Annotated in this window: 18 protein-coding genes; all 18 read right to left on the bottom strand. The window is 75.1% G+C overall.

Annotated features, from left to right (window positions below; translation table 11 throughout):
• Positions 1-256: 256 nt before the first annotated feature.
• Positions 257-835 (bottom strand): hypothetical protein, encoded by a 579-nt coding sequence (locus ACFPK1_RS30260; RefSeq protein ID WP_378024661.1) that lies wholly within the window; start codon positions 833-835, stop codon positions 257-259.
• A 293-nt stretch (positions 836-1,128) separates the two neighbouring features.
• Positions 1,129-1,575: a hypothetical protein gene (locus ACFPK1_RS30255; RefSeq protein ID WP_378024660.1), complete on the bottom strand. Its 447-nt coding sequence runs from the start codon at positions 1,573-1,575 to the stop codon at positions 1,129-1,131.
• An 85-nt stretch (positions 1,576-1,660) separates the two neighbouring features.
• Complete coding sequence (locus ACFPK1_RS30250; protein ID WP_378024659.1) at positions 1,661-2,305, bottom strand: hypothetical protein; 645 nt, start codon at positions 2,303-2,305, stop codon at positions 1,661-1,663.
• A gap of 152 nt (positions 2,306-2,457) precedes the next feature.
• Positions 2,458-3,300 (bottom strand): 4-hydroxy-tetrahydrodipicolinate synthase, encoded by an 843-nt coding sequence (gene dapA / locus ACFPK1_RS30245; RefSeq protein WP_378024658.1) that lies wholly within the window; start codon positions 3,298-3,300, stop codon positions 2,458-2,460.
• 34 nt (positions 3,301-3,334) lie between these two features.
• Entirely contained in the window at positions 3,335-3,715 is a 381-nt protein-coding gene (locus tag ACFPK1_RS30240; protein ID WP_378024657.1) for a cupin domain-containing protein, read from the bottom strand.
• Positions 3,716-3,728: 13 nt separating this feature from the next.
• Positions 3,729-4,709, bottom strand: a complete 981-nt coding sequence (locus ACFPK1_RS30235) for a malate dehydrogenase (RefSeq protein WP_378024656.1) — start codon at positions 4,707-4,709, stop codon at positions 3,729-3,731.
• A gap of 99 nt (positions 4,710-4,808) precedes the next feature.
• Entirely contained in the window at positions 4,809-6,089 is a 1,281-nt protein-coding gene (locus ACFPK1_RS30230) for an NAD(P)/FAD-dependent oxidoreductase (protein WP_378024655.1), read from the bottom strand.
• A gap of 153 nt (positions 6,090-6,242) precedes the next feature.
• On the bottom strand, positions 6,243-6,863 hold the full coding sequence (locus ACFPK1_RS30225; RefSeq protein ID WP_378024654.1) for a hypothetical protein: 621 nt from the start codon (positions 6,861-6,863) through the stop codon (positions 6,243-6,245).
• Between the two features lie 77 nt (positions 6,864-6,940).
• On the bottom strand, positions 6,941-7,870 hold the full coding sequence (locus ACFPK1_RS30220; RefSeq protein ID WP_378024653.1) for an RluA family pseudouridine synthase: 930 nt from the start codon (positions 7,868-7,870) through the stop codon (positions 6,941-6,943).
• Entirely contained in the window at positions 7,867-8,430 is a 564-nt protein-coding gene (gene lspA / locus ACFPK1_RS30215; protein WP_378024652.1) for a signal peptidase II, read from the bottom strand. The genes ACFPK1_RS30220 and lspA overlap by 4 nt, the downstream gene beginning before the upstream one ends.
• Entirely contained in the window at positions 8,427-9,992 is a 1,566-nt protein-coding gene (locus tag ACFPK1_RS30210; RefSeq protein WP_378024651.1) for a potassium/proton antiporter, read from the bottom strand. Before ACFPK1_RS30210 ends, lspA begins: the two co-directional genes overlap by 4 nt.
• Positions 9,993-10,112: 120 nt before the next feature.
• Complete coding sequence (locus ACFPK1_RS30205; RefSeq protein ID WP_378024650.1) at positions 10,113-11,528, bottom strand: hypothetical protein; 1,416 nt, start codon at positions 11,526-11,528, stop codon at positions 10,113-10,115.
• Between the two features lie 68 nt (positions 11,529-11,596).
• Positions 11,597-12,532 carry a DivIVA-like cell division protein Wag31 gene (gene wag31 / locus ACFPK1_RS30200; protein WP_378024649.1) on the bottom strand — a complete coding sequence of 312 codons (936 nt, stop codon included), beginning with the start codon at positions 12,530-12,532 and terminating at the stop codon, positions 11,597-11,599.
• Between the two features lie 514 nt (positions 12,533-13,046).
• Entirely contained in the window at positions 13,047-13,934 is an 888-nt protein-coding gene (locus tag ACFPK1_RS30195; protein ID WP_378024648.1) for a cell division protein SepF, read from the bottom strand.
• Between the two features lie 81 nt (positions 13,935-14,015).
• Positions 14,016-14,747, bottom strand: coding sequence for a YggS family pyridoxal phosphate-dependent enzyme (locus ACFPK1_RS30190; RefSeq protein ID WP_378024647.1), 732 nt, complete (start codon positions 14,745-14,747; stop codon positions 14,016-14,018).
• Positions 14,744-15,436: a peptidoglycan editing factor PgeF gene (pgeF, locus tag ACFPK1_RS30185; RefSeq protein WP_378024724.1), complete on the bottom strand. Its 693-nt coding sequence runs from the start codon at positions 15,434-15,436 to the stop codon at positions 14,744-14,746. Before pgeF ends, ACFPK1_RS30190 begins: the two co-directional genes overlap by 4 nt.
• A gap of 85 nt (positions 15,437-15,521) precedes the next feature.
• Positions 15,522-16,883 (bottom strand): cell division protein FtsZ, encoded by a 1,362-nt coding sequence (ftsZ, locus tag ACFPK1_RS30180; protein ID WP_378024646.1) that lies wholly within the window; start codon positions 16,881-16,883, stop codon positions 15,522-15,524.
• A 414-nt stretch (positions 16,884-17,297) separates the two neighbouring features.
• Positions 17,298-18,064 (bottom strand): cell division protein FtsQ/DivIB (locus ACFPK1_RS30175; protein ID WP_378024645.1); only part of this gene is annotated, 767 nt, incomplete at its 5' end.

Here is an 18,064-nt window from a genome sequence, read left to right as displayed (position 1 = left end):
GCGCCCCCCGACAGCGCCGCCCCTCCCCGAGAGCCTCGCCCGTCGTCGCTGCTCACCTCCGCCGACCCGGCGTGTCGCCCGGATCCGGGCTCGTCACAGCCGTCACGGGTGTCCCTTCCGTTGCGTGACGAGGGGAAGTCGTCGCAGGAAGATCACCGATTCGGTGACGATCGAGCGGCGGCGAGACGAGGGGCGCGTTCTGCGGGCGCCGGGCGCCGTTGCGCATCAGGAATGTGCCTCTCGCGAGCCGGGCCGGTCACGCCGAGGCCCACGGCGTCTCCCACCGCCTGCGGACCCGCTCGGCATCCGCCTCGCTGCCGAAGTCGTCGATGTCGAGCCGACGGACGTCCGCGTCGTCGAGGAGCGCGACGACCGCCGCGGTCAGCCACACCAGCACGGCGAGGAACTCCGCGCCCAGCTCGCGCTCGATCTCGTCGACTGCTGCGTCGGACGTGTCCGGCGTGGCGAGCAGCACGGCGGCCGCCCGGTCGATGCCGTCGCCGGACGGTCCGAGGCGAGACGCGATCCAGGACGCGGCCTCCTCGCCGAGCCGGCCGTCGGGTCGTCGTTGCTGCGCCCGGGACAGCCAGCCCCCCAGCATCATGGCCGACAGCCCCCGGTACGGCCGCTGCGCGACCGCTCGGTCGTCGGCGGCGTCGACGTCGGCGCCACAGACGCGTCCGGCGAAGCTGGACCCGCTGTCGAGCGTGTCGGAGACGGCCGCACGGACACGTTGGCGGGCGATCCACAGCGGTTCGATGGTGTAGCGGTCGTACTCGCTGGGCGGCCTCGTCGCACCGGGGTCGCCGTGTGCCGACCGAGCCGGTGTGTCCACGTCGGCGTCAGGCGCCACGGACCCGGTTCCGGTGTCCGCACGCGACGCGCGGGTGAGCTGTGGACCCGTGTGCTGCCTCCGCCGCGCCTCGACCTTCGCCGCTCGCCGCCGCCCGTCGTGCCTGCGCCTGCCCATCGCTCCTCCTCGGGGTCGCCGTGCGAGGAGGATGCGCCGGACCCCCGACAGCGCCGGGCCCCACGAAGATCAGGAGTGCGCGACGCACCTCGACCCGGGCGAGAACGGTGCTTCTCGCTCTCTTGATCTTCCTGCTGGGCTCCGGCGACGGGGGAGCCTCACTCGCCGGGATCGAGCGCGTCCAGCCAGCGGATGTCGCCCTCACCGGCCACGGCCACCGCTCCGGCGAGCAGCCAGGCCATCGCCGGCAGGTAATCCTCGCCGAGCTGCTCGGCGCACGGCTCGACGACCTCCACGTCCTGTGGCTTGTCGAGCAGGGCGACGGCCAGGGGCTCGAGCGCGGGTGCGGACTCGCCGAGCTCGGCCACCCAGGCGACCACGCGCCCCGCGAGACCGTCGCTCTCGTTGATCAGCCCGACGCGCAGGAGCCGAGCCGTCAGGGCGAGGTCCGCGAACCACTGCCCTGGCGAACGGTCGTCCTCGTCGCTGACGTGCTCGTCGGCAGCCGCGAGCCGCGCGTACCAGGCACGGGCGACATCTGGATCCAGCTGCTCGAGCGTGGCCACCAGGACTGCTCGCACCTGGTCGCTGATGTGGTCGAGCATCTCGGGTACCCGAGCTCACCTGCGGCGGCGAGCTCGGGTGTGACGCCGAGGCGGGACGAGCACCGTCAGGACGCGCCCCTCACCGTCACCGGTGGTCGTCGGCGAGCAGCAGGTCGACGACGGCGTCGTCGGTGCTCGGCGCGATCACCGCGGCGAGCAGCCAGATCCGGGCGACCGAGACGTCGTCGGGCACCCGGAGGAAGTGCTCGCGCAGCGCCACCGGCGCTTCCGGGCCGAGCAGGCGCGCCGCGTCGTCGACGGCGGGCCCGGTCTCGCCGAGGTTCGCGGCGACCCACGCGACGGCCTGGCTCGGCGAGGCGCGCTCGCGGAAGCGTCGCCGCGCCTTCGACAGCCAGGCGCCGACGAAGACGTCGACGAGGACGCGCTCGCGCCAGCCGACGGCCGCCCGGGCGATCCCCGGGTCCCGCTGCTCGACCGTGGCGACGACGATCTCGCGGATTCTGTCCCGGAGCTCGTCGAGGGCGGCGTCGTCCTCCTCGTCCTCGACGTCCTCCTCGTCCTCCTCGTCCCAGAGGTCGAGCTCGTCGTCCCAGGCGTCGTCGAACGCGTGCGGGAACTGCTCGATGAGCTCGCAGTCGCTCAGCAACGGGGCCGTGACCCGGGGCTCGACACCCCGCGTCGCCCGGGTGTGCGGCGGGCGTGTCCGCCGCAGCCGCCGTGCCTCGACCTTCGCCGCCCGCCGCTGCCCGTCGCGCCTGCGCCTGCCCATGGCTCCTCCTCGGGTCGTCCCGTCGGGGAGCATGCAACGGACCCCCGACAACGCCGGGGCGCGCGGAGATCAGGAGCGCGTCAGACACCCCGACCGGCGCCACGAGGTGCACACCGCTCTCCTGATCACCCGACGTGCGCCGGCGACCGCCGTCAGAGCAGCCCGACACCCGCGAGCGCGGCGCGCACGACGTCGCGCTCGTGCTCGTCCGCCTCGACGAGCGGGAGGCGCAGGCCGCCGACGGGGTGGCCGAGCAGGTCGAGGGCCGCCTTGATCGGGATCGGGTTGGTGGTGACCCCGAGGGCGTCGAAGACCGGCTTGAGCGACGCCTCGATCTCGGCGCGCTGGTCGGGCTCGTCGACCATGCGGCGCATCTCGGTGCCCACGACGTGGCTCGCGACGAGGATGCCGCCGCAGCCGCCCATCTCGAGGACCGAGCCGAACAGGTCGTCGTTGCCCGCGTAGATGCCGAGCCCGTCGACGGGCGCGAGGTTGGCGTTGTTCGCCTGCTTGACGTAGTCGATCCGCTCGATCTGGGCGAGCTCGGCGAGGAGGTCGTTGGGGATGTCGACCACGCAGCGCGAGGGGATGTTGTAGAGCACGACGGGCTTGTCGGTGGCCCGCGCGACCTCGCCGTAGTGCGCGAGCATCCCCCGCCGGTTCGGCTTGTTGTAGTACGGGGTGACCGACAGGATCGCGTCGGCGCCCAGCTCGGTGGCCCGCTCGGTCATCTCGCAGGCGTGGCGGGTGTCGTTCGAGCCGGTGGAGGCGACGACGGACGCGCCCGCCGGCCGGTGCTCGACGGCCAGCTCGACGAGGCGCAGGTGCTCCTCGGTCGACAGCGTCGAGGCCTCGCCGGTGGTCCCGCACACCACGAGCCCGTCGGAGCCGTTCGCGTACACGTGGCCCATGAGGTCGACGAAGGCCTTCTCGTCGACCGCGCCGTCGGGGGCGAACGGGGTCACGATGGCGGTCAGCACGGCTCCGAGGGTCATGACCTCCAGATTGCCCGACGGCCCCCGGAACGGTCTACGCCGGGTCCGGGCCCTCGACGTTGATCGTGGGCGGGCCGTCACCGGCGCGCCCGATGACGGCGGTGGACTGCTCGCCGGTGGGGTTCGACTCGCGGTGCACGGTGTGCGGCGGGACCCGCAGGAAGTCGCCGGGTCCGGCCTCGACGACGTCCTCGCCGCCGGGGCCGAACTCCAGCCGCATCGCCCCGCGCACCACGTACAGGCTGGTCTCGTGGTCGCCGTGGTGGTGCCAGCCGGACGCGGCGCCGGGCTCGGTGTGGACGAGTCCCGCCCACAACGAGTCCGACGAGAACGCCACCTGGCGCCGCATCCCCGGGGTCGGGTCGCCCTCGGCCAGCTCGTCGCCGTGGAAGACCTCGACGGGTTCGCTGCTCACGGCGGACAGAATCTCAGACGAGGCCCAGCTTCTGCACCGCGTCGCGCTCCTCGGCGAGCTCGTTCACCGAGGCGTCGATCCGCTCGCGGGAGAAGTCGCTGATCTCCAGGCCCTGGACGATCTCGAACTTCCCGTTCGACGCCGTCACCGGGAAGGACGAGACCAGGCCCTCGGGCACGCCGTAGGAGCCGTCGGAGACGATCGCCGCCGAGGTCCAGTCGTTCGGCTTGGTGCCGTTGACCCAGGTGTAGACGTGGTCGATCGCCGCGGCCGCCGCCGACGCCGCCGACGAGGCGCCGCGCGCCTCGATGATCTCGGCACCGCGCTTGGCCACGCGCGGGATGAACTCGTCGGTCAGCCAGCTCTGGTCGACCTGGTCGGCGATGCGCTTGCCGTCGACCTCGGCGTAGGTGACGTCGGGGTACTGGGTGGCCGAGTGGTTGCCCCAGATCGTGAGCTTGGAGACCGAGCCGACCCGCACGCCGAACTTGGCGGCCAGCTGGCCGACGGCGCGGTTGTGGTCCAGGCGGGTCATCGCGGTGAACCGGTCGGCGGGGACGTCGGAGTTCGACCGCGCGATGAGCGCGTTGGTGTTGGCCGGGTTGCCGACGACCAGCACCTTGACGTCGTCCGCGGCGCCGTTGAGGGCCTCGCCCTGCGGCTTGAAGATCCCGCCGTTGGCCTCGAGCAGGTCGCCGCGCTCCATGCCCTTGGTACGGGGCCGGGCGCCGACGAGCAGGCCGACGTTGGTGCCCTCGAACGCCTTGGTGGCGTCGTCGTAGACGTCGATGCCGTCGAGCAGCTCGAACGCGCCGTCGTTGAGCTCCAGGGCGGTGCCCTCCGCGGCCTTCACGGCCTGCGGGATCTCCAGCAGCCGCAGCCGGACCGGCACGCCCTCCCCCAGCAGGTCGCCGGCGGCGATGCGGAAGAGCAGCGCGTAGCCGATCTGTCCGGCCGCTCCGGTGACGGTGACGTTGACGGGGGTGGGCGCCATGCCTTCGCTCCTGCAGTCGTCGAGGGAGATGTCGGTCGGGGAGCCTTGCACGTCGTGACAGGGCACGCGTAGCCAGGCCGCCCGGTCGCGGGTGTGACGTCAGTCGTCGCCGACGACCATGACCCCGCGCCGCTGCGCGAGGTACCGGAACGCCAGCCCGAGCGACACCATCACCCGGTTGCGGTTGCCCAGCAGCGCGAAGATGTGCACGAGCATCCAGGCCAGCCAGGCGAGCACCCCGGTGAGCTTGGGCCCGTGGGCGATGTCCGCGACGGCCGAGAGCCGCCCGATCGTCGCCATCGTGCCCTTGTCCTTGTAGTGGAACCGCTCGGTGGGCTCGCCCGCGACGAGCCGCGCGATCGTCCGGCCGGCGTGCCGCCCGGTCTGCAGCGCGGGCTGGGCGAGCTGCGGCAGCGCGTCGTCCTCGATGACCCCGATGTCGCCCGCGACGAGGATCTCGGGGTGCTCGGCCACGCGCAGGTCGCCGCCGACGACGATGCGCCCGCCCTTGCCCTGCGGCAGGCCCCAGCCCTTCACCCGGTCGTGGGCGGCGACGCCGGTCGCCCAGACGGTCATCTGCGCCGCGAGCTCGGTGCCGTCGGCGAGCAGCACCGAGTCGGGCCGCACCTCCTTGACCGCGGCCTCCAGGCGCAGCTCGACACCGCGGGCCCGCAGCTGCTCGGCGGCGTACTCGCGCAGCCGGGGCGCGAACGGCGGGAGGACCTTGTCGGTCATCTCCACGAGCACCACGTGGACCCCGCTCGGGTCCAGCTCCGGGTAGCGGTCGGGCAGGACGGTGTTGCGCAGCTCGGCGAGCGTGCCCGCCATCTCGACGCCGGTGGCGCCGCCGCCGACCACGACGACCGAGGCGCCGCGCGCCTCGCCGGTGGCGGCGATGCGGTCGAGGTAGCCGGTCATGCGGTCGCGCACGGCCAGCGCCTCGCCGCGGGTGTAGATCGGGAACGCGTGCTCCGCGGCGCCCGGGACACCGAAGTAGTTGGTGGTCACGCCGTTGGCGATGACCAGGTAGTCGTAGTGCAGGTCGGGGCCGACGTCGAGGGAGACCGTGCGGGTCGCGGGGTCGACCGTGGTGACCTCGCCCTTGCGGAAGAACGCGCCGGTGTGGGCGGCGAACCCGCGGGCGCCGTAGGTGATGTCGCCGGGGTTCAGCGCGCCCGTCGCCACCTGGTAGAGCAGCGGCTGGAACGTGCTGTAGCTGTGCCGGTCGACGAGCGTGACCCGCACCGGGGCCTTGCGCAGCGCGCGCACGGTGGAGAGGCCGGCGAACCCGGCACCGAGGACCACCACGTGCGGCCGCGGGTCGGCGTCCGTGATCGACGTGCCCGCGGGCTCGTCGCGGGACGACGGGTCGGCGGTCATGGTGTCCGCACTCCTCTCGCGTCGGACTCGTCGGTGCTGGCCGTGACGATTCAGGGCCGGCCCGGCGGGCGGTTCCTCACCGTCCTACCCGCCATCGTCCTCCCCCACGCCGCGCCCGGGGAGCCGACCCCGCTGCGTGACCTGTCGGGTCGGTCACGGCGGGGGGACGGGCCCGTCGTCGGGGACGGGACCGACGGTCCCCGTCTGCTCGGGCAGCAGCGGCGACACCGCGAGCGCGGCGAACCGGGCGCCGGCGGGCGCCACCTCGACGGCCCGCACCCCGGGCCGCGCGGCGAGCGCGGGTGCCGTCGCCGGGTCGGTCTCCACCACCACCGCGAGCACGCACGCGCAGCCCGCCGCGAGCCGCGCCGACTCGGTGGCCGCGATGGCCGCGGGCCGTCCCGCCGTGGTCCGGGCCTGCTCACCGGCCCGGTTGGCCGCCTGCGCCTCGGCCAGGCGCAGGGCTTCGGCCGGGGCGACCGGTCCCAGGGTCACCGTGCGCAGCGCGGTCTGCACCCGCGGCAGCGGCACCCGGAACACCGCCTCGCGCGGGGTCGCGCCCGCCACCAGCGCGGCGGCCCCGGCGACGTCCTGCTCCGCGGCGAAGGTGACCAGCACCGGCCGCGGACCCGGCCCGGGGGGCACGTCCCGCGTACGCGCCAGGTAGCCGGCCACCGACTCCCCCGGCGCCGGCCCGAGGCGCGTCGCGTCGGTGCTCCCGGGGACGCCGTCCGACGGCCCCGACGAGCCGGACCCGGCCACCCAGGCCGTCACGAGCGCGACGACGAGGACGACCGCGAGGACGATCGCGACGGTCGGCCAGCGCAGGCGCGGCTCTTCGTCGGGCGTGCTCAGCTCGCCGCCCGCAGCGTCTCGAGCGCCTGTGCGAGGTCGGCCGGCGGCTCGCTGACGAACTCCACCCAACGGCCGTCGGCGGGGTGGTGGAAGCCGAGCCGGTGGGCGTGCAGCCACTGCCGGGTCAGCCCGAGGCTGCGGGCGAGCACCGGGTCGGCGCCGTAGGTGACGTCGCCGACGCAGGGGTGGCGCACGGCCGAGAAGTGCACGCGGATCTGGTGGGTCCGCCCGGTCTCGAGCTCCACCTCGAGCAGCGACGCGGCCCGGAACGCCTCGAGCGTGCGGTAGTGGGTGACGCTGGGCCGGCCGTCGCGCATCACCGCGAAGCGCCAGTCGTGCTTGGGGTGACGGTCGATCGGGGCGTCGATCGTGCCCTCGCTGGGGTCCGGGTGGCCCTGCACGGTCGCGAGGTAGACCTTCGACACCGTGCGCGCGCGGAAGGCGTCCTTGAGCACCGAGTAGGCGCGCTCGGACTTGGCGACCACCATGACGCCGGTGGTGCCCGCGTCGAGGCGGTGCACGATGCCCTGGCGCTCGGCGGCGCCGCTGGTGGCGATGCGGATGCCCAGCGCGGCCAGGCCGGCGACGACCGTCGGGCCCGACCAGCCGGGGCTCGGGTGCACGGCGACGCCGACCGGCTTGTCGACGACGACGATCTCCTCGTCCTCGTGCAGCACCACCAGGCCCTCGACGGCCTCGGCGGTGACGATCGGCGTCGCGTCGGCGGGCTCGGGCAGCTCGACCTCGAGCCAGGCGCCGGCCACGAGCCGGTCCGACTTGCCCGCCGTCGAGCCGTCGACGCGCACCGCGCCGCCGGCGGCGAGCTCGGCCACCACCGTGCGCGAGAGGCCCAGCATCCGCGACAGGCCGGCGTCGAGGCGCATCCCGTCGAGCCCGTCGGGCACGGGCAGCGTGCGCAGGCTCATGCGGCGTCCTCCTCCTCGGTCCGGGCGCCGGCACGGGTGCCGTCGAGGTCACGACCGAGCAGGGCCAGGAGCACGAGCAGCACGCCGCCGACCGTGATCGCCGAGTCGGCCACGTTGAACACCGGGAACCAGCCGACCGAGACGAAGTCGACGACGTGGCCCTGCAGCGGGCCGGGACCGCGGAAGAACCGGTCGACGAGGTTGCCGAGCGCCCCGCCGAGCACGAGCCCGAGCGCGAGCGCCCAGCCCTTCGAGCGCAGGCGGCGGGCGAAGCGGGCGATCCCGATGACCACGGCCAGCGCCACCAGCGTCAGCACCCACGTCATGCCGGTGGCGAAGGAGAAGGCCGCCCCGGGGTTGCGGATCAGCGTGAACGACACCAGGTCGCCGATCAGCGGCACCCGCTCGCCGTCGGCCAGCCACGAGACCATGATGATCTTGGTGACGAGGTCGAGGAGCACGATCGTCACCGCGATCGCCACCAGCATCCCGATGCGCTTGGGCGGGGGGCCCCCCGGCGCCTCGGGGGCGCTCTCGGGCTCGGTGGGTGCGCTGCTCACCGTCCCATCGTCCCAGGGCCGCCGCCGTCCCTCGGCGGGGTGCCGCGCTCGCCGGTCCGCCCGTCGCCGGAACGCAGCGGCGGGGTGCCGCCGGTGTCGCCGCGCCACCGGGCCAGGCGCCCGGAGCGGTCGACCGAGCGCAGACGTTCCTCGGCGGCGTCGCGGGCGGTCTCGGTGGTGACGACGAGCAGCTGGTCGCCCTCCTGGATCCGGCTCTCGCCCTGCGGGGTGAAGCTCGTCCCGTCGCGGACGACGAGGCTGAGCCCAGAGCCCTCGGGCAGGCGCAGCTCGCGGACGTAGACGCCGTGCATCCGCGAGCCGATGGGGACTGTCATCTGCAGGAGGTCGGCGCGCAGCGTGTCCAGCGGCGCGGCGTCGACCTCGATCTGCTCGACCTTCGAGTCCCCGGCGAGCCCGAGCCGGCGCGCCACGAACGGCAGGGTCGTGCCCTGGATCAGCACCAGCACCACGACCAGCACGAACACGGCGTCGACGAGCGCCTGCGCACCCGGCAGCCCCGAGGTGAGCGGGACGAGGGCGAGCACGATGGGCACCGCGCCGCGCAGGCCCGCCCACGACAGGAACACCTGCTCGCGCCAGGGCACCCGGAACCCGATCGCGGCCGCGGCCACCGACAGCGGCCGGGCGGCGAAGAGCAGGACGGCGCCGGCGATGAGGGCGGGGACCGCGGCGTCGGTGAGGCGCTCGGGCGACACGTAGAGCCCGAGGAGCACGAAGAGCCCGATCTGGGCGAGCCACCCGAGACCCTCGGCGAACGACCGGGAGCCCTCGCGGTGGGGCAGCGTGGAGTTGCCGAGCACGAGGGCGGCGACGTAGGTCGCGAGCAGCCCCGAGGCGTGCAGCAGCTGCGCCGAGGCGAAGGAGAGGATGCAGACGGCGAGCGTGGCCAGCGGGTAGAGCCCGGTCGCGGGCAGGGCCGCGCGGCGCAGCCCGAGCGCGCCGACCCGGCCCAGCGCGGCGCCCAGCAGGCCGCCGACGAGCAGCTCGTAGACCACGAGCAGCGGGTCCAGCCAGCTCAGGGCGGCGGTCGAGGACAGGATCACGACGGCGAGGAACACCGGCGCGTCGTTGAGCCCGGACTCCAGCTCGAGCGAGCCGACCAGCCGCCCGCTGAGCCCCAGGTTGCGCAGCACGCTGAACACCGCGGCCGCGTCGGTGGACGACAGGACGGCGCCCCAGAGGAACGCGACACGCAGGTCGAGGTCCAGCAGTGCCCAGAGCGCGAGGCCGGTGACGCCGATGCTCACCGCGACCGCGATCGTCGACAGCGCGATGCCCAGGCCCAGCGCGGGCCGCACGGTGGTCCACCGGGTGGAGAGACCGCCGTCGGCGAGGATGAGCACCAGCGCGGCCACGCCGAGGGCCTGGGTGAGCCCCGCGTCGTCGAAGCGGATGCCGAGCCCCGACTCCCCCAGCGCCACGCCGATCCCGAGGTAGATCAGCAGCGAGGGCAGCCCGACCCGCGTCGACACCCGGACGGCGAGGACGGAGACGAGCACGACGGCCGCGCCGATCCCGAGCAGGAAGGGCAGTTGGTCCATGCGTCGTCCCCCCTCCCCTGGTGGAGGGGACGACCCTAGCGAGCGGACGCGCCCGGAACGGCCCGGGATCTCCGGTCCATGATCCTGCTCACCGCTCGCCCGGCGTGGACGGGCGGGACGTCAGCGGCGGCTGTCGGCGCCCTGCGCGCCGGTGAGCGCCCCGACCGGTGTGCACCAGGAGCACCCCGTGAACCCGAGATCGACGGCTTCGCCGACGGGCAGCGGGATCACCTCGCGGCCGTAGAGGTAGCTGCAGCGCCCGAGGTGGAACAGCGGCTCCTCGTCGATGACGAGGACCTCGTCGTCGAGGCCGGCCACCGCCTGGCGGGTGGCGTCGTCGACGACCTCCTCCTCCGGCTGGGCCGCGGGAGGCGGGGGCGGCGGGGCGCCGGGCGGCGGCCCGCCGGGGGGACGGCCGCCGGGAGGCTGTCCCGGTGGGGGTCCACCCGGGACCTGCCCCATCGCCGGTCCGCCGGGCGGCGGCTGCCCGGGCCCGCCGTGCGGGGGCCGACCGGGCGCCCCGTTGGCGGCGGCGTCGGCGGGGGCCTGCTGCGCGGACCCACCCTGGTGACGCATCCGGGAGATGTCGTTCATGTCGATGCGGGTGGTGGCCGCGTCGTCGCCGCCCTCGCCGCCGGGGCGTCCCGCGGGCGGGGCGCCGGTCGGTGCGGACGCTGCCGCCGCTGCCGGCCCTGCCGCGGCCGCGCCGCCGAGGCGGGCCTCCGCGGGCGTGCCCGGCATCGGCAGCATCCCGAGCAGACGCGAGCCCTGGGGCGCGCCCGCCACGCGGGAGGGGTCGGCCCCGGGACGGGCGGTGGTGGTGGCCCAGCGGGAGCCGGCAGGGGACGAACCGGCCGGTGCTCCGGACGCGGGCGGTCCGGACGGGCGTGAGGCCGCACCGGCGGCGAGGCCCGCGGCCCCGAGAGCGGCGGCACCGCCGACGGCTGCCGCGGCGCCGCCCGAGCGGTCACCGTTGCGGTCGCCGGAGCCGGACTGCCCGGGCGGCGGTCCCTGGCCGTCGGGACCGGCGTGTGCGTCGGGGCGCTGGCCGTCCGTGCCGGCCCGGGAGGCGGCGGCACCCGCCGTCTCGGTGGGTGCGCCCGGCCCCTGCCCCGGCGGCGGGCCACCGGGACCCTGCGCCCCGGGGGGCGGGGAGCCCGGCTGGCCCGGCTGACCCGTCTGACCCTGCGCGCCCGGACCGCCCGGAGGCGGTCCGGACCCCGCGGTGACCGACGTCGGCGCCGCCTCCGGGGAGCCCTGTCCCGGACCCGAGGAGTGCGGACCCGGGGCGAACCCGGAGGGCGACGAGCTCGACGCGATCGGTCCCGAGGAGCCGGACGCCGCCGGTGCGGCGGCGGCCTGGCTGCGGCCCTCGCGCTCGCGCCGGCGCCGTCGGACGACGTCGGCGACGAGGAGCGCGGCGGCCAGCAGGCTGGCGACCACGGACCCCCAGGCCCACGTCGCCACCGAGGTGACCACCGCGACGGCCAGGAGCCCGAAGGCGATCAGGACGCAGAGCAGGACGAGGAGCAGCAACGGTCGGACCCCCGATCAGGGCCACGAGCCCGCCCCGCCACAGGGCGGGACGGGCTGCGCGGCGTCCGTCAGCTGCCGGCTTCGGCGCGGGAGCCGTAGCCGCTGGTGGCGTACCCGCCGGAGCCGTTGCGGCCGTTGTCGGGCGCGGCCGAGCCGCGTCCGTCCAGGTCGCGGAGCTGCGACTCCAGGTAGGTCTTCAGCCGGGTGCGGTACTCCCGCTCGAAGGTGCGCAGCTCGTCGATCTTCTTCTCGAGCCCGCCCTTCTGCTGCTCGATGAGGCTGATCGTCTCGTTGTGCTTGCGCTGCGCGTCGCGCTCGAGGGTCGAGGCCTTGTCGCGGGCCTGGCGCTCGAGGGTCTCCGCGCGGGTGCGCGCGTCGTTCAGCATCGTCTCGGCGCGGGTGCGCGCCTCGTTGACCATGCTGTCCGACTTGGTGCGCGCCTCGGAGAGGAGCTGCTCGGACTTGGTGCGCGCGTCGGCGAGCATCCCGTCGGCCTCGGACTTGGCCTCGGCGGTGAGCCGGTCGGCCATCTCCTGGGCGAGCCCCAGGACCTTCGCGGCCTGGACGTGGTGGTCACCACCGTTGGCGCCGCCCTGGCTCTGCTCCGACATCCCGAACGGCGGCGGCACGACGGCCTGCTGCGTCTGGGCGGGCATCGGGGGCTGCTGGGGCTGCTGCGGCGGCATCGGCTGCTGGACGGTGCGGGGAGCGTCCTCGACCGGTCGGCTCGGCGGCGGGGCCGAGACCTGCGTCTGCGGGCCCGAACTGCTCGGGGCCGCACTCGCCTTGCTGCGCGCGTCATCGAGGTCGGCGTGCGCCGACGAGAGCTGCTGCTCGAGCTGCTCCACCTGCTCGCGGAGGTCGTTGTTCTCCTCGAGCAGCCGGCCGAGCTCGGCCTCGACGAGGTCGAGGAAAGCGTCGACCTCGTCCTCGTTGTAGCCCCGTTTCCCGATCGGTGGCTTGCTGAACGCGACGTTGTGAACGTCGGCGGGGGTCAGCGGCATCGGATCTCCTCAAGCACTCCTCGGCTGCGGAACCCCAGGTACCTCGGGCTCTTCGAGCTCCGCCACCCGCAGAGTATGACCTCTGCGGGCGACAGAACCATAATGGACGGGTCCAGTGACGCGCTGCCCTCGCCGCCCGAATGGTGACGCAGCGCCACGAGCGGGCCCGCGGAAACCCACACACCTACCGATCCCCGGGCCGGACGGCGATCCGCCGGTCGGGTCGTGACGATCCGTGACCCTCTACATGCGGTGACAGGAGGGGATCCCGGGCCGGCCGGGCTCCGGGTAGCGGGAGGGACACGCTCGGCGCACGGGGGTGCCCATCCGGCGCGCCGCGCCCGTCGTCGCCCGATCGGCCGCGCGGCGCACCGCTCGGACCCCTGACGATCACTCTCGTCGACCCGTCGTGACGTCCGTCGCTCGCCGGCCCACCGCCGTGGGCCGAGCACGCGAGGAGGACGCGAAACGTAGCGGATGTCAGCGGAGCGAAGTGCTCCGGGTGCGCCGACCGTCAGGACGTGGAGGCGTAGTTGGTCTCGGCGAGCTTCCGGCGCTCGGTCGCGGACACCTCGACGTTCGGCGGTGAGAGCAGGAACACGCGGTTGGTGACCTTCTCGATCGACCCGCGCAGCGCGAAGGCCAGGCCGGCGGCGAAGTCGACGAGGCGCTTGGCCGCGACGTCGTCCATCTCCGTCAGGTTGATGATCACGGGGATGCCGTCGCGGTAGCGCTCGCCGATGACCCGGGCCTCGTTGTAGCTCTTGGGCTGCAGCGAGGTGATCTCGGCCGGGCCGCTCTGGGGGTCCTGCTCCGCCGCGGCGGCCTTGGCCGGCGCGGCCGGCGCGGACGCGGCCGGCGTCGAGGTCGCCGCCGTGCCCGCCGACGGGGAGGCCGAGGAGCCGGCCGACGACGCGGACGACAGCGACGGCGGGGTGCGCGGCGTGGTGGGGCGCACCGAGGTGTGGCCCGCACCGCCGGCGGGGGCCCAGTTGCGGCCGCGGCCGGCGCGCGACACCGCGTCGGTCGCGTCGTCGTCGCGGCGGATCTCGGTGACCTCCGGGTCGCGCGGCCGGGGGGTGCGTCGCTCGCGGGAGTCCTCGTAGCGGTCGTAGCGGTCGTACCGGGACTCGCGGGCCTCCCGCGCGTCACGGACGTCGCGGACGTCCTCGCCGGCCCGGCTGCGCCCGTAGTAGCCGCTCTCGTAGGAGTCGCGGCCGTCGTAGCGGTCGTCGAAGCGCTCGTCGTACCGGTCGGTGCCGTAGCGGTGCCGGTCGCCGGAGTGGCGCTCGGCCGGGACCCGGTCGCGGTCGTAGCGGTCGTCGCCGTAGCCGTCGTAGTCGTCCAGCTCGTCGGCCGGGACCATGCCGAAGTACGCCTTCACCCGGTGCAGAGTGGTCATGGCCTCTCCCCTGTCCGACGAGACCCCTCGCGCCGCCCGCGGTGAGTCACATCCGTGTCGTTCACTCACACGGAACGCTAGCTACCGTCGGCCGAGCAGCGCCGTTCCGACACGCACGCACGTCGAGCCGTACGCGACCGCGGTCTCGAGATCCCCCGACATCCCCGCCGACAGTGTCGTGGCGCGCGGGTGCGCCGCGCGTACCCGCTGCGCGAGCTCCCACACCGTGGCGAAGGCCTCCGCCGGCGCGATCCCCTGCGGCGCCACCGCCATGACGCCCCCGAGGTGCAGGTGGGCGCAGCCGGCGACGCGGTCGGCGAGGGCGGGCACCTCGTCGACGGGCGCGCCGCCGCGGTCCGGGTCGCCGTCGACGCTGATCTGGACGAGCACCTCCAGCGGGTCGACGCGCTCGCCGGCGTCCACGGCCTTGCCCGCCGCGGCCTCGAGGGCGTCGACGAGGCGGGGCGAGTCGACCGAGTCGACGGCGTGCGCCCACCGCACGAGGCTGCGGGCCTTGTTGCGCTGCAACCGGCCCACGACGTGCCAGCGCGCCGTGGCGTCGGGGCGCAGGGCGGCGAGCTCGGCGGCCTTGGCGGCGCCCTCCTGCTCCTTGTTCTCCCCGAAGGCGGCGAGCCCGAGGTCGGTGAGCAGCGCGACGTCGGTCGCGGGCCAGGTCTTGGTCACCGCGAGCAGCCCGATCTCGGCGGGGTCGCGGCCGGCCGCGCGGGCGGCGTCGGCCACGCGCTCGTGCACGGCGGCCAGGGCGTCGGCGAGATCGGCGCGACGCCTCTCCTCGTCCGGCGACTCCGTCACGGGCGCGGGTACTCCCACCAGGTCACCGCGGCGAGCCGCCCCGTGGGCTGCGCGCGCCGGTGGCTGAAGAGCTGGTCGTCCTCGAAGGTGCAGCGGGCGTCGACGTCCACCCGCGTGATGCCGAGGTCGGCCAGGCGGCGGCGCAGGCCGGCGCGCAGGTCGAGCGACGGCGTCCCGATGCGGGTGGTGGCCGCGCTGCCCGGCAGCGCGGCCTCGACCTCGTCGCGCATCGCGGCGGGCACCTCGTAGTCCTCGCCGCAGATCGCCGGGCCGAGGAGCACCTCGACCCGCCCGGTCTCCGCGCCCAGATCCGCCATGGCCTCCAGCGTGCGCTCGAGGACGCCGTCGGCGGCCCCGCGGCGCCCGGCGTGCGCGGCCGCGACGATCCCGGCGCCCGGGTCGGCGAGCAGCACGGGCACGCAGTCGGCGACGACCACGGCCAGGGCCAGGCGCGGGCGGTCGGTGACCAGCGCGTCGGCGGTGGGCGTCTCGCCGCCGGCCCCGCTGACCACGGCGACGTCGGTGCCGTGGACCTGGTTCATCCACGCCACGCGCTCCGGGCCCAGCCCGATGCCCTCGCCGAGACGCCGGCGGTTGGCGGCGACGGCGTACGGGTCGTCGCCGACGTGGTCGCCGAGGTTGAACCGGTCGTAGGGCGGCGCGGACCGGCCCCCGGCGCGGGTGGTCAGGACACGCCGGACACGGACCGACGGGGCGGGAGCGCCGCCGTCGGTGTCGTGCGCGGTCGCGGATCGGGAGCCGGCAGCCACGTCCTCAGCGTCTCATGAACGACGGGACGTCCACGTCGTCCTCGTCGCCGGCGCGGGCCGCCGGTGAACTGGGCGCGGCACCGCCGGACGGCTCCCCGTCCGTGCGCGGGAGGGACGTCGTGCTCTCGGTGGACGACCCCGAGGACCCCGACGTCTCGGCGGCCGGCGCGGCGGACCCGGCCGGGGTGGCGGCGGGCGCGCGCTCGACGGCGCTGCGGTCGACCGCCGGCGCGGCGGGGATGGTCGGGGCGGCCGACACCGCGGGCGTCGGGCCTCCGGCGTGGGCGCCACCGTTGCCGTGGCCGTTCCCGTGCCCGTTGCCGGCCTCCGGGCGGTGCACCTGCCCGGCCTGCGCGGAGGCCGTGGCGCTGCCCGAGCCCGACGCGAGCGCCTGCGGCTCGAGCTTCTTGTGGGTCGGCGAGCCGGAGTCGAAGCCGGCGGCGATGACGGTGACGCGCACCTCGTCGCCGAGCGAGTCGTCGATGACCGTCCCGAAGATGATGTTGGCCTCGGGGTGCGCGGCCTCCTGGACCAGCGACGCCGACTCGTTGATCTCGAACAGGCCGAGGTCCGAACCGCCGGCGATCGAGAGCAGCACGCCGTAGGCGCCGTCCATGCTCGCCTCGAGCAGGGGCGAGTTGATGGCCTTCCCGGCCGCCTCGACCGCGCGGTTCTCGCCCCGCGCGGCGCCGATGCCCATCAACGCGCTGCCCGCCCCGGACATGACGCTCTTGACGTCGGCGAAGTCGAGGTTGATCAGGCCCGGCGTGGTGATGAGGTCGGTGATGCCCTGGACACCGGACAGGAGCACCTCGTCCGCGCTGCGGAAGGCGTCCATCAGCGAGAGGCCCACGTCGCCGAGCTGCAGGAGCCGGTCGTTGGGGATGACGATGAGCGTGTCGCACTCGTTGCGCAGCTCGGTGATGCCGTTCTCGGCCTGGGTGGCGCGGCGCTTGCCCTCGAAGTTGAAGGGCCGGGTGACGACGCCGATGGTGAGCGCGCCGAGCTTGCGGGCGATGCTCGCGACCACCGGCGCGCCGCCGGTGCCGGTGCCGCCGCCCTCGCCCGCGGTCACGAAGACCATGTCGGCCCCCTTGAGGACCTCCTCGATCTCCTCGCGGTGGTCCTCGGCGGCGCGGCGGCCCACGTCGGGCGCGGCGCCGGCGCCCAGCCCGCGGGTGAGCTCGCGGCCGACGTCGAGCTTGACGTCGGCGTCGGACATCAGCAGGGCCTGGGCGTCGGTGTTCACCGCGATGAACTCGACCCCCTTGAGGCCGACCTCGATCATGCGGTTGACGGCGTTGACGCCGCCACCACCGATGCCGACCACCTTGATCACGGCCAGGTAGTTGTGCGGGGGCGTCATGGATCCGCCTTTCGAGCTGGGTCTAGGCGACGTGGTCGTCCGGGTCCGGCGTGTCGCGACCCTCGACCTCGAGTGGAGGTTTACGGTGAGGATTCCTGGCGACACGCGCACGGTAGGCAGGCCCCACGCCGCATTTCCACGAGGCGCGCCGGGCGTGTCCCGACCTCGCGTCACCCGCTCGCCGGACGGTCGTCGCAGGCCGCGAACCCTCGAGTGCCGGTCGACGGTTTGGCCTGGGGTTCCGGCTCGGGGGTTCTGAGCTCGGGGGTTCTGAGCGGAGGGCACCTTCGATCGTCCAGATCGCCGAGGGGTGCCCCTCGCCGGAATGCGCCCGGCGCCGCGGGATCCGGCGAGGGGCGCCCCTGGGCGGCTCTTCTGCGCGAAGGGACCCTTCGCTCGAAAATCCCGGACGGCTCAGCGGACGACGGCGAGGTCCGGGGTCGACACGTCGTACACCGAGCCCGGGCGGGTCAGCAGCGCGGCGAGCACGGCGGCCTTGCGCTCGTTGTCGGCGTCGGCGCCCCAGCGGACCTCGCGCTCGCCGGTGAGCACGAATCCGACGTCGTAGGGACCGTTGGCGCGCACCTCGAGCAGGTCGGCGCGCAGCGACGCCGGCAGCGCGACGACGACGTCGGCGGCCGCGCGGGTCCCGGGCTCGTCGGGCGAGGGCAGCATCCCGGGCGGGAGGGTCAGCACCGGGACGCCGGGCGGGCGCACGGGCATGGTGCGGTAGCCGAAGCCGGTGGCGTCGACGAGGACCACGCCGCCGGAGGGGGCGGGCGCGGCGAGCACCGGTTCGCGCTCGGCGACGGTGACGACCAGCGTGCCGGGCCACTCGCGCGACACGTCGACCGTCGCCACGCGGGGCAGCTCGCGTACGCCGTCGGCCACGTCGTCGGTGTCGAGCCAGAGCAGGGACCGGCCGGGCGCGACCGCCGCGGCGTCGCGCACCGCCTCGACCTGGTCGGGCGCCGCGCCGACCACCTGGACCTCGCGGACGTCGAGCAGCGGCGACCACACCGTCAGGTACACGAGCGCGGCGACGAGCAGGACGCCGACGGCGAGCCCGATCCAGATCCCGCGACGCCGCCGGGCGGGCCCGCCGACCGCGGGACGCGGCCGCCGCGCGCACCGCGACGACCCGGCCGCGGCGCCCTCGGGGCGGGCGCCGGCACCGCCGG

It is taken from the genome of Actinomycetospora rhizophila (genome assembly GCF_042657905.1).
Taxonomy (GTDB): domain Bacteria; phylum Actinomycetota; class Actinomycetes; order Mycobacteriales; family Pseudonocardiaceae; genus Actinomycetospora; species Actinomycetospora rhizophila.
Note: the sequence above shows the minus strand (reverse complement) of the source record. Positions and strands in the feature narration are given on the sequence as shown.

Excerpts from the sequence above, each read along its gene's own strand:
- ACFPK1_RS30220 (WP_378024653.1), bottom strand. The coding sequence starts at position 7,870 with ATGAGCCTGCGCACGCTGCCCGTGCCCGACGGGCTCGACGGGATGCGC.
- wag31 (WP_378024649.1), bottom strand. The coding sequence starts at position 12,532 with ATGCCGCTGACCCCCGCCGACGTTCACAACGTCGCGTTCAGCAAGCCA.
- ACFPK1_RS30230 (WP_378024655.1), bottom strand. The coding sequence starts at position 6,089 with ATGACCGCCGACCCGTCGTCCCGCGACGAGCCCGCGGGCACGTCGATC.
- ACFPK1_RS30210 (WP_378024651.1), bottom strand. The coding sequence starts at position 9,992 with ATGGACCAACTGCCCTTCCTGCTCGGGATCGGCGCGGCCGTCGTGCTC.
- ACFPK1_RS30250 (WP_378024659.1), bottom strand. The coding sequence starts at position 2,305 with ATGGGCAGGCGCAGGCGCGACGGGCAGCGGCGGGCGGCGAAGGTCGAG.
- ACFPK1_RS30195 (WP_378024648.1), bottom strand. The coding sequence starts at position 13,934 with ATGACCACTCTGCACCGGGTGAAGGCGTACTTCGGCATGGTCCCGGCC.
- dapA (WP_378024658.1), bottom strand. The coding sequence starts at position 3,300 with ATGACCCTCGGAGCCGTGCTGACCGCCATCGTGACCCCGTTCGCCCCC.
- ACFPK1_RS30255 (WP_378024660.1), bottom strand. The coding sequence starts at position 1,575 with ATGCTCGACCACATCAGCGACCAGGTGCGAGCAGTCCTGGTGGCCACG.
- ftsZ (WP_378024646.1), bottom strand. The coding sequence starts at position 16,883 with ATGACGCCCCCGCACAACTACCTGGCCGTGATCAAGGTGGTCGGCATC.
- ACFPK1_RS30235 (WP_378024656.1), bottom strand. The coding sequence starts at position 4,709 with ATGGCGCCCACCCCCGTCAACGTCACCGTCACCGGAGCGGCCGGACAG.